Origin of the sequence: Inquilinus sp. (assembly GCF_039594555.1) — a bacterium.
Classification (GTDB): Bacteria; Pseudomonadota; Alphaproteobacteria; order DSM-16000; family Inquilinaceae; genus Inquilinus.
In genome coordinates, this window is record NZ_JBCNNF010000245.1 from 1 (window position 1) to 10,455 (window position 10,455).

Consider the following 10,455-nt stretch of genomic DNA (forward strand, 5'->3'; position numbering starts at 1 on the left):
ACGTCTCGGTCCAGGCCCAGATCATCAACCTGCTGATGGAGGTGAAGCGGCGGCTGGACCTGACCATCGTCTTCATCAGCCACGACCTGGCGGTGGTCGGCCAGATCTGCGACCGGGTGGCGGTGATGTATCTCGGCCGGATCGTCGAGATCGCGCCGGCCCGGGCGCTGTTCGAGACGCCGCGCCACCCCTACACCGAGGCGCTGCTGTCGGCCGCGCCGATCCCGGACCCGACGCTGCGCCGGCCGCGCATCCTGCTGAAGGGCGAACTGCCCAGCCCGCTGTCGCCGCCCTCCGGCTGCGCCTTCCGCACCCGCTGCCGCTACGCCCTGCCGGCCTGCGCCGAGGCCGCCCCGCCGCTGCAGGCGGTGGGGCAGGGGCATCTCAGCGCCTGCATCCGGCCGGAGCTGGCCCTGGCCTCGCCGCTGGCGCCGGCCTGATCACGCCAGGTCGCCGCCGTCGATGCCGATGACGTGGCCGCTGACATAGGAGGCGGCGTCGCTGGCCAGGAACAGGACGACGGCGGCGACCTCCTCCGGCGTGCCGGCCCGGCGCATCGGATAGGGCGCGACCAGCTGCTCGGTCGTCACCTGCCAGTCGCGCCGCACCCGCTCCAGCATCGGCGTCTCGATCGGCCCGGGCGCGATGGCGCTGATGCGCACGTCGCGGCCGTATTCCTGGGCGGCGGCGCGGGTCATGTGGATCACCGCGGCCTTGGTGGCGCCATAGGCGACGATGTTCGGGAAGGCGTGGCGGCCGCCGATCGATGCGGTGTTGATCATCGCGCCCTTGGCCCGCACGAGGTGCGGCAGCTCGTATTTCATCGCCACGAAGACGCCGCGCAGATTGGTCGCCACCTGGTCGTCGAAGCCGGCGATGTCGGTGTCGGCGATCGCCGCCGGCGGCAGGTCGATGCCGGCATTGTTGAAGGCGATGTCCAGCCGGCCCCAGCGCGCCACCGTTTCGGCGACGAAGCGCTCCATCTGCGCCGCGTCGCGGACATCGGCGCGGGTATAGGCGACATCGCCGCCCTCCCACTTCACGCGGGCCTCGACCTCCCGGCCCAGCGCCTCGCGCCGGCCGTTGAAGGCGACCCGGGCGCCGGCCCGCGCCAGCGCCGCCACGGTCGCGGCGCCGATGCCGGAGGTGCCGCCGGTGACGATCGCCACCTTGCCGGCCAGAGGGCCCGTCGCCTCGGCGGCGGACGCTGCCGCCGGCAGCGCCGCGCCTCCGGCCGCGATCGCGCCGGCCAGAACGGTGCGGCGCGGCAGTGCTGTCTCTTCCATGGTCGCCTCCCTGCTGGTTGCGGGGGAAAGCCTACCGGCGGCGATTGCCGCGAAAAATCGGGGCTGTCTTTGTGAGTTTTTAAGATCCGGTTTATAATCCGCGCATGACCTTGCCCGATCCCTTCACCGGACTCTCCGCCTTCCTCGCCGTGGCCGAGGCCGGCGGCTTCACCGGGGCGGCGGCGCGGCTGGGCGTGTCGCCAGCGGCGGTCAGCCAAGCGGTGAAGGCGCTCGAATCCAGGCTCGGCACGCTGCTCTTCGTCCGCACCACGCGCCGGGTCGGGCTGACCGAGGCCGGCGCCGCGCTTTTGGCCCGGGTCGGGCCGGCGGCCTCGGAGATTGCCGCGGCGGTCGAGGCCGCGGGGGCGATGGCATCGGAGCCGGCGGGGCTGCTGCGCCTGACCGTGCCACGCATGGCCGTGCCGCTGGTGGTGGAGCCGGTGGTGGCGGCGTTGCGCCGCAGCCATCCGCGCATCGCGGTCGAGATCGCGGTCGACGACGCCACGGTCGACGTCACCGCCCGCGGCTACGACGCCGGCATCCGCATCGGCGAATATGTCGAGCGCGACATGGTGGCGGTGCGGCTGACCCGCGACATCGCCTGGTCGGTGGTCGGCAGCCCGGCCTATCTCGACGCCCGCGGCCGGCCGCAGCGGCCGGAGGAGCTGACAGGGCACGAGGCGATCCGCTACCGCTTCCCCAGCTCCGGCGCGCTGTATCGCTGGGAGTTCGAGCGCGACGGCCGCGCCCTAACGGTCGACCCGCCGGGCAGCCTGATCGTCAACGATGGCGACCTGCTGCTGTCCTTCGCCCGCGCCGGGCTGGGCCTCGCCTATGTCGCCGACATCGCGGTCGAGAAGGAGCTCGCCTCGGGGGCGCTGGAGCCGGTGCTGCAGCCCTTCCTGCCGCGCACGCCTGGCCTGTTCCTGTACTTCCCGCGCCGGGCGCAGGACCAGCCGAAGCTGCGCGCCTTCATCGACGTGGCGCGGGCGGTGCTGAAGCCGCGGCGCTGACCCCGTCCGGCGCCGTGCGGATTGTCCAGAATGTCGGACATCGGGCCGCGCCCGCGCGTTGACGGCGAAGCCGGGCGAACCTCATGCTTGCCGAAAATCAGAACCGGGGCGCGAGCGTCAGCCACAAGCCCCGGGCTGGGAGGAACGCATGCAAATCGGCTTCAACCTGCTGGTGGTGGGAGGGACGATCTCGCCCGCCGACCGCCCGGTGCTCGAATCCCTCAAGCGGCATGGCTATGACGGCGTCGAGGTGCCGGTCATGGGCGGGACCGAGGCCGATTGCGCCGCCCTGGGCCGCGTGCTGGATGAGCTGGGGCTGGCGCGGACCACCACCAGCATCATCTCCGACCCCGATTGCAGCCCGCTGAGCGGCGACTCCGCGATCCGCCGCCGCGCCCGCGACCGGTTGGCCTGGGCGATCGATTGCGCCCATGCCCTGGGCGCCACCGTGATCGGCGGCCCGTACCACTCGCCGCTCGGCGTGTTCTCGGGCTCCGGCCCGACCGAGGACGAGCTGGCCAACCTGGCCGAGGCGATGCACTGGGCCGCCGGGCGGGCGCAGGAGGCGGGGATCCATCTGTCGATCGAGGCGGTGAACCGCTTCGAATGCTACGCCCTGAACACGATGGACCAGTGCGAGCGGCTGCGCGCCCGGGTCGGGCACCCGAATTTCGGCTTCATGTACGACACCTTCCACGCCAATATCGAGGAGCGTGACCCCGTGGGTGTGATCGCCGCCCATGCCGCCGGCATCACCCATGTCCATCTGTCGGAGAACGACCGCGGCGTCCCCGGCCGCGGCCATGTGCCCTTCGCGGCGACGCTGAAGGCCCTGCGCGGTATCGGCTACGATGGCTGGCTGACGGTCGAGGCTTTCGGCCGGGCGCTGCCGGACCTCGCCACCGCCACCCGGGTCTGGCGCGACCTGTTCCCCGACCTCGACACGCTGTTCGTCGAATCCATCGCCCTGATCCGGCGCGAGTGGGAAGCTACGGCATGACCGGCGCCGCGCCGCGCTTCGAGATGCGGGGCATCCGCAAGGCCTTTCCCGGCGTGGTGGCGCTGGATGGCGTGTCCTTCGCCTGCCGGGCCGGCGAGATCCATGCGCTGTGCGGCGAGAACGGCGCCGGCAAGTCGACGCTGATGAAGGTGCTTGGCGGGGTCTACGCCCCGGATGCCGGCGAGATCCTGGTCGACGGTGCGGCGGCGCGCTTCGCCCACCCGGCCGCCGCCCGCGCCGCCGGCATCAGCATCATCCATCAGGAGCTGAGCCTGCTGCCCGACCGCAGCGTGGCGGACAACATCCATCTCGGCATCGAGCCGGTGCGCCGCTTCCGCCTGGACCGCGCGGCGATGCGGGCCGGCGCCCGGTCGCTGCTGGCGCGCCTGTCCTCCGCCATCGATCCCGACACGCCGGCGCGCGACCTGACCATCGCCGAGCAGCAGACGGTGGAGATCGCCAAGGCGCTGGCGATCGACGCCCGGATCCTGGTGATGGACGAGCCGACCGCGGCGCTGGACGATGTCGAGGCGGCACGGCTGCTGCAGCTGGTGCGTAGCCTCAAGGCCGCCGGCGTCGCCGTGGTCTACATCTCGCACCGGATGCCGGAGGTGTTCGCCATCGCCGACACCGTCACCGTGCTGAAGGACGGGCGCCATGTCGCCACCCGTAAGCGGGCGGAGACCGGGGCGGATGAGGTGGTGCGGCTGATGGTCGGCCGGCCGCTCAGCGACTATTACCCGCCGCGGCCGGCGGACCCGCCGGGCGACCCGGTGCTGCGGGTCGCGGGCGGGGGCAACGCGCTGCTGGCCGATATCGATCTCACGGTGGGGCGCGGCGAGATCGTCGCCGTCGCCGGGCTGGAGGGCTCCGGCAAGACCGCCCTGGCGCGGGCCGTGGTCGGGGCCGAGCCGTTCGTCCGTGGCCGGATGTGGATCGGGGACAAGGAGACGCGGCCGGGCTCGGTGCGGGCGGCGCTGGCGCACGGCCTCGGCCTGGTGCCGGAGGACCGCAAGCGCGACGGGCTGGCGCTGATGCAGTCGGTGCGCTGCAACGGCCTGCTGGCCCGCCGTGGCCTCGCCGGGCTGTTCGCCCGGCCGCAGGGCAGGGCGGTGGGGGCGGCGGCGATCGACGGCATCCTCGCGGCGGTCGATGTCCGCGCGGTGAGCTGGGAGCAGGAGGTCCGCCTGCTGTCCGGCGGCAACCAGCAGAAGGCGATCCTGGCGCGCTGGCTGGCCTGCGACCCGCAGCTGCTGGTTTTCGCCGAGCCGACGCGCGGCGTCGACGTCGCCGCCAAGGCCGCAATCTACCGGCTGATGCGCGACTTTGCCGGCCGCGGCCGGGGCATCCTGGTCGCCACCTCCGACCTGCCCGAGGCGCTGGGCCTGGCCGACCGCATCCTGGTGATGCGCGCCGGCCGCATCGTCGGCGAACGGCCGGGCGGCGCGACGGAGGAGGAGGTCATGGCCCTGGCCACCGGCCACCGTTTCGACGCCGTCGCGGCGATGGGGGCGGCATGAGCGCGGTCGCCGCCGCCGGGCGCCCGCGCCGCCGCGCCGAGCTGCCGGTGCCGGCGATCCTGATCGCGGCCTCGGTCGTGGGCTTCACGGCCACCGCGCTGGCCACCGGCCAGTCGGCGCAGCTCTCCGCCGATGGCGTGATCGCGGTGCTGGAGCGAGTGGTGGCGCTGGGCCTGGTGGCGCTGGGCCAGACCTTCGTCATCCTGGCGCGGTCGATCGACCTGTCGGTCGCCAACCTGGTCAGCGTCGGCGCCGTGATGGCGTCCTGGCTGATGCAGGGCGACCCGGCGATGATGCTGCCGGCGGTAGCGGCGGTGCTGGCGATCTCCGCCCTGGTCGGGGTGGTTAATGGCCTCTTGGTGACCAAGCTGGAGATCAATCCGCTGATCGCCACGCTCGGCGTCGGGCTGGTGCTGCAGGGGCTGCTCAGCGCCTCCTTCCAGAACTTCGCCGGGGCGGTGCCGGAGAGCTTCCAGGTCCTCGCCTACGGCCAGGTCGGGCCGGTGCCCTATCCGGTGATCGGCCTGTTCGTGCTGGCCGGCTGCGCCGCCTTCGTGCTGCGTTCGACCCGCTTCGGCGCCCATCTCTACGCCACCGGCGGCAACCCGGACGGGGCGCGCCTGGCCGGCATCCGCACCCACCGGGTGACGCTGGCGGCCCATGTCATCTGCAGCCTCGGCGCCGGGCTGACCGGCCTGTACCTCGCCAGCCGCCTGCGCTCCGGCGCCCCCTGGGTCGGGCGTGACGGGCTCTACGACCTCGAATCCATCGCCGTGGTGGTGATCGGCGGCACCATCCTGGCCGGCGGCCGCGGCGGCGTCTGGGGCACGCTGGCCGGGGTCATCCTGTTCGGCACGCTCGACGCCGTCTTCACCATGGTCGGCATCGACGCCTTCGTGAAGCAGGTGCTGCGCGGCGGCATCGTCATCGCCGCGGTCGCGGTCTATGCCTACCGGACGCGGGGGCATGTGGCATGATCGAGACCACCGAGCCGCACCCGATGACCAAGACCCTGCCGCCGCCGCTGCGCCGCCTGGCCGCGATCCGGCCGGCCTATTGGGTGCTGATCGCGCTGCTGGTCGCGATCGCCGTCGCCAGCCCGGCCTTCCTGGAGCCGCAGGGCTACATGAACTTCCTGCGCCGGGCGGCGCCGCTGGTGATCCTGGCCGCAGGCCAGCTTTTCGTCATCGTCACCGGCGGCTTCGACCTGTCGGTCGGGTCGCTGATCACGCTGGTGGTGATGGCGTCGTCGCTGCTGATCCAGGGCGACCCCGCCCAGACCTGGTGGGTGATCGCCCTGGTCTACGCCATCGGCCTCGCCGTCGGCTTGTTCAACGGGCTGGTCGTGTCCTGGCTCAAGGTGCCGTCGATCATCACCACGCTGGGCATGCTGCTGGCCTTGAAGGGGATCGCGCTGGCCTGGTCCGGTGGATCGCCGCAGGGCTACCTGCCCGACAATTTCCGCGATTTCGGCCGGCTGACCTGGCGCGGCCTGCCGGGGATCGACCTGCTGCCGCTGGCGGTGGTGGTCGCGGTGGTGGCAGTGGCGCTGCTGTGGTGGCTGATGCACGGCACCGTGCTGGGCCGCCTGCTGCTGGCGGTCGGCGACAATCCGCGGGCGGCGGAGCTGGCGGGCACACGGGTGCGGCTGGTGCGGACCATCGCCTTCGTCGTCTCCGCCCTGTCGGCCGTCACCGCCGGCATCCTGCTCGGCGGCTTCGCCGGGGTCTCGACCAATGTCGGCGACGGCTACGAGCTGCAGGCCATCGCCGCGATCGTCATCGGCGGCGCCCAGCTGCTGGGCGGCCGCGGCGCGGTGCCCGGCGCCGTGGCCGGGGCGCTCAGCCTGTCGGCCCTGTTCACTTTGCTCAATTTGATCGGCCTGCCCAAGCCGCTGCGCGACGCGGCCCAGGGGCTGATCCTGATCGTCGCCGTCGGCTGGAGCGTCTGGCGGCGGCGGAGGGGAGGCGCCTGACTGGACCGGCTTCGCGACGACCATCCAAGCATAAAGCCAAACGACGAGGGAGGAACGCCATGCGTATCGGGATGATGATCGGCACCGCGGCCGTGCTGGCCCTGGCGGCCGGCACGGCCCAGGCACAGAGCTTCGACGACCCGAAGGAATTCGCGGCCCAGCGGGCGCTGATGTCGGCCAAGGCGGAAGGCCCGGCCGACAAGCCGTGGGAGCAGCATTTCGGCAGCCAGATGGTCGACACCGCCAAGTACAAGAAGGCCGGGCCGTACAAGCTGTGCTTCTCCAACGCCGGGGTCGGCAACCCCTGGCGGGTGGTCGGCTTCACCACCATGCAGGCCGAGGTCGACCTGCACAAATCCGACATCGCGTCCTTCACCGTGGCCGATGCCGAGGGCAAGGACGACAAGCAGATCTCCGACATCAAGGCGATGCTCGCCAGCGGCAAGTGCGACGCGCTGATCGTCTCGCCCAACACCACCGCGGCGCTGACCCCGGCGGTGGAGGAGGCGTGCAAGCAGGTGCCGGTGATCGTGTTCGACCGCGGCGTGCTGACCGACTGCCCGGTCACCGTGGTCAAGCCGATCGGCGGCTACGCCTTCGGCATCGCTGCGGCGGAGTACATCGCCGCCAACGTGCCGAAGGGCGGCAAGGTGCTGGCGCTGCGCATCCTGCCCGGCGTCGACGTGCTGGAGAACCGCTGGGCCGCGGCCAAGCGGATCTTCGACGAGAAGGGGATCCAGGTGGTGGGCATGGAGTTCACCGACGGCGACCGGGCCAAGACCAAATCGATCGTCGAAGACACCCTGACCCGCGTCGGCAAGCTCGACGCCGTGTGGATGGACGCCGGCGCCACCAGCGTCGCCGCCATCGAGGCGTTCGAGGACCAGGGCATGGACGTGCCCATCGTCACCGGCGAGGACCAGCAGGACTTCCTGCAGAAATGGAAGCAGTCGGGCATGAAGGCGGTGGCGCCGACCTATCCGACCTATCAGTGGCGCACAGCGGTGATCGCCGCCGTGCGGGTGCTGAGGGGCGAGGCGGTGCCGGGCCCAGCCTGGTCGCTGCCGCAGCCGACGATCACGGCGGAAAATCTCGACAAATACGTCAACGCGAAGATGCCGCCGCTGCACTACGCCATGTGCGGCTGCGAAGGCATGCCGGACTACCCACAGCGGTGGATCGGCAAATGAGGCCAGTCCGATAATGCTACTGGTGCGGCCGTCTGATGGCGGATTCTGCGCTTCCGGTGCTCACGGACTTAAACGTCCGCTGCGCGCCGGTTCTCGAAACCACCACCAGTCGACTCGCACCAGCGCATTCTCGAACCGGCCTCGGATACGACGCGGGGTGGGTCTAGCGCCCACCCCAAGCAGAGAGCGGAGGATCCCATGGGCGACTATCACATCACCGGCGCGATGATCTGGGACGGCAGCGGCCGCGATCCGTATCCGGGCCAGGTCGTGGTCCGCGGCGACCGCATCCAGGCCGTGGCCCCGGCGGCGGAGCGGCTGGATGCCGGCGGCTGCGAGACGGTCGATGGCGGCGGCGCCACGCTGCTGCCGGGGCTGGTCGAGGGCCACGCCCATCTCTCTTTCTGCGGCGCCACCCGCAACACCGATCTCGGCGACGTGCCGCTCGAGGAGCATGTGCTGGAGACGATGTGGAACGCCGAGCTGCTGCTCGACCACGGCTTCACCAGCTGCTACTCGGCGGCCAGCGCCAAGACCCGGCTGGACGTGGTGATCCGCGACAAGGTCAACCAGGGCCGGCTGAAAGGCCCGCGGATCAAGGCCGCGAGCCCCGAGATCACGGTCACCGGCGGCCTCGGCGACGAGACCCGGCTGCACCTGGCCCGTGCCAGCTTCGGCATGGTCTGCGACGGGCCGGAGGAAGTGCGCCGCGCCGTCCGCACCTGCATCCGCGAGGATGTCGACAACATCAAGATCAACATCTCAGGCGACGATTTCGTCGACCCGGCCAAGGGCGGCATGACGGTGATGTCCCAGGCCGAGGTCTCCGCCGCGGTCGAGACCGCGCATGATTTCGGCCGCAAGGTGAACTGCCACGCCCGGGCCAGCGAGGCGGTGAAGCGCGCCATCCGCGCCGGCGTCGACGTGATCTACCATTGCGAGCATGCCGACACCGAGGCGCTGGACATGCTGGAGGCGCGGAAGGACCGGGTCTTCGTCGGCCCCGCCATCGGCCTGATCTACAACACCATCCACGAGGCCGGGCCCTGGGGCATCGACGAGGCCAAGGCGCGCAAGCTGGGCATGCATCTCTGCATGGAGGCCAGCCAGCGCACCTATGCCGAGATGCGCAAGCGCGGCATCCGCGTCGTCATCGGCGGCGATTACGGCTTCGCCTGGACGCCGCAGGGCACCAACGCCCGCGACGTCGAGCATTTCGTCAAGCTGTTCGGCTACACCCCGTCCGAGGCGCTGCAATGCGCCACCCGGATCGGCGGCGAGATCATGGGCATGGGCGACCGGCTGGGCCAGGTGCGCGAGGCCTTCCTGGCCGACCTGATCCTGGTCGATGGCGACCCGCTCAAGGACATCGCCCTGATCCACGACCACGGCGCCATCCGCATGGTGATGAAGGACGGTGTCATGCACCGCCTGTCGCCGCGCCGGGCGCTGCGGGCCGCCGCAGAGTGACGCGGTGGCGAGTGTCCACCAGTCGGGCGTGGAGATCCTGCTCGGGGTCGTCGACCGGCTGATCGACGCCCCTGGCGGAGCTTCGGTCGCCGCCCTGGCCGAGGGGCTGGCCGTCCCGCGCTCCAGCCTCTACGCCGTGCTGCGGCCGATGCTGGCCGCCGGCTGGCTGGAGGCGCCGCGGCGCGGCACCGTCCGGCTCGGCGCCGCCTGGTTCGACCTGGCGGTGGCGCTGGAGGCCGAGGCGGCGCAGGCCGTGCCGCCCGCCCGGCCGCGGCTGCAGGGCATGACCGGCCCGGCCCGCTCCTTCCTGTGGAATCCGGGCTTCACTGAGCTGGTGGATGCCGGCCCCTTCGCCCGGCCGCCGCCCTATGTCTTCGGCTTCTCCAACGGCTCCCGCGCCAATCTGTGGCGCCAGGGACTGCTGCACGGCGTGCAGTTCGCCGCTGCCGAGCAGGCGGAGCGCATCGCGGCGCTGCGCATTGCCCATGCCGATGACGACCCGGCGGCCCAGGCGCGCGACATCGACGCGTTCCTGGCCATGGGGGTCGACGCGCTGATCGTCAGCCCGCTGGAGACCGAGGCGCTGCTGCCGCCTTTGGCCCGGGCCCGCGCCGCCGGCCTGCCCGCCGTGATGGTCGACCGGCTGCTGGGCGACGCGTCGCATTCCGTGGTCCAGGTCGCCGGGCCCGACACCGCGATCGGCCGGCTGCCGGCGCAGTGGCTGGTGGAGACGCTGGGCGGCCGCGGCGCGGTGGTGATGATGGTGGGGGACCCGGAGATCGGGCCGCTGCTGCGCCGGGCCCGGGCGGCGCGCGAGGTCTTCGCCCTGGCGCCGGGCATCCGCATCCTCGAGACGGTGCACACCGAGATGACCGTCCCGGCCGGCCGCCGCGCCATGGCCGGGCTGATCGAGCGCTGGGGCGACGCCATCGACGGCGTCTGGTGCGACAGCGGCCTGCACGGCGCCGGGTCGATCCAGGCCTGGGTCGATGCCGGATATG

At 72.0% G+C, this 10,455-nt stretch carries 10 protein-coding genes; 9 read left to right on the forward strand and 1 reads right to left on the reverse strand.

The window, feature by feature from the left end; all coding sequences use genetic code 11:
* On the forward strand, positions 1-440 hold a 440-nt coding region (locus ABDW35_RS23315; protein ID WP_343716255.1), incomplete at its 5' end, for an ABC transporter ATP-binding protein.
* Here the strand turns inward: ABDW35_RS23315 and ABDW35_RS23320 are convergent.
* The gene (locus ABDW35_RS23320) at positions 441-1,286 is read right to left on the reverse strand and encodes an SDR family NAD(P)-dependent oxidoreductase (RefSeq protein ID WP_343716256.1); all 846 of its coding nucleotides are present in this window, start codon (positions 1,284-1,286) and stop codon (positions 441-443) included.
* Between the two features lie 104 nt (positions 1,287-1,390).
* On the opposite strand from ABDW35_RS23320, the gene ABDW35_RS23325 reads away from it, so the two are divergent.
* From ABDW35_RS23325 to ABDW35_RS23360, 8 genes are all read left to right on the forward strand, one after another.
* Positions 1,391-2,299: a LysR family transcriptional regulator gene (locus ABDW35_RS23325; RefSeq protein WP_343716257.1), complete on the forward strand. Its 909-nt coding sequence runs from the start codon at positions 1,391-1,393 to the stop codon at positions 2,297-2,299.
* Positions 2,300-2,447: 148 nt separating this feature from the next.
* A complete protein-coding gene (locus ABDW35_RS23330) occupies positions 2,448-3,299 on the forward strand; it encodes a sugar phosphate isomerase/epimerase family protein (RefSeq protein WP_343716258.1) in 852 nt (283 codons plus the stop codon).
* Positions 3,296-4,819: a sugar ABC transporter ATP-binding protein gene (locus ABDW35_RS23335; protein WP_343716259.1), complete on the forward strand. Its 1,524-nt coding sequence runs from the start codon at positions 3,296-3,298 to the stop codon at positions 4,817-4,819. Before ABDW35_RS23330 ends, ABDW35_RS23335 begins: the two co-directional genes overlap by 4 nt.
* Positions 4,816-5,796 carry an ABC transporter permease gene (locus tag ABDW35_RS23340; protein WP_343716260.1) on the forward strand — a complete coding sequence of 327 codons (981 nt, stop codon included), beginning with the start codon at positions 4,816-4,818 and terminating at the stop codon, positions 5,794-5,796. Before ABDW35_RS23335 ends, ABDW35_RS23340 begins: the two co-directional genes overlap by 4 nt.
* Entirely contained in the window at positions 5,793-6,794 is a 1,002-nt protein-coding gene (locus ABDW35_RS23345) for an ABC transporter permease (protein WP_343716261.1), read from the forward strand. The genes ABDW35_RS23340 and ABDW35_RS23345 overlap by 4 nt, the downstream gene beginning before the upstream one ends.
* Positions 6,795-6,853: 59 nt before the next feature.
* Positions 6,854-7,984: an ABC transporter substrate-binding protein gene (locus tag ABDW35_RS23350; protein WP_343716262.1), complete on the forward strand. Its 1,131-nt coding sequence runs from the start codon at positions 6,854-6,856 to the stop codon at positions 7,982-7,984.
* Between the two features lie 198 nt (positions 7,985-8,182).
* Positions 8,183-9,454, forward strand: coding sequence for an amidohydrolase family protein (locus tag ABDW35_RS23355; RefSeq protein ID WP_343716263.1), 1,272 nt, complete (start codon positions 8,183-8,185; stop codon positions 9,452-9,454).
* Between the two features lie 4 nt (positions 9,455-9,458).
* A partial coding sequence (locus ABDW35_RS23360) for a substrate-binding domain-containing protein (RefSeq protein WP_343716264.1) occupies positions 9,459-10,455 on the forward strand: 997 nt, incomplete at its 3' end.

Bases quoted from the DNA above. Each gene is read 5' to 3' on its own strand.
- ABDW35_RS23330 (WP_343716258.1), top strand. From the start codon at position 2,448: ATGCAAATCGGCTTCAACCTGCTGGTGGTGGGAGGGACGATCTCGCCC.
- ABDW35_RS23320 (WP_343716256.1), bottom strand. From the start codon at position 1,286: ATGGAAGAGACAGCACTGCCGCGCCGCACCGTTCTGGCCGGCGCGATC.
- ABDW35_RS23355 (WP_343716263.1), top strand. From the start codon at position 8,183: ATGGGCGACTATCACATCACCGGCGCGATGATCTGGGACGGCAGCGGC.
- ABDW35_RS23345 (WP_343716261.1), top strand. From the start codon at position 5,793: ATGATCGAGACCACCGAGCCGCACCCGATGACCAAGACCCTGCCGCCG.
- ABDW35_RS23350 (WP_343716262.1), top strand. From the start codon at position 6,854: ATGCGTATCGGGATGATGATCGGCACCGCGGCCGTGCTGGCCCTGGCG.
- ABDW35_RS23335 (WP_343716259.1), top strand. From the start codon at position 3,296: ATGACCGGCGCCGCGCCGCGCTTCGAGATGCGGGGCATCCGCAAGGCC.
- ABDW35_RS23325 (WP_343716257.1), top strand. From the start codon at position 1,391: ATGACCTTGCCCGATCCCTTCACCGGACTCTCCGCCTTCCTCGCCGTG.
- ABDW35_RS23340 (WP_343716260.1), top strand. From the start codon at position 4,816: ATGAGCGCGGTCGCCGCCGCCGGGCGCCCGCGCCGCCGCGCCGAGCTG.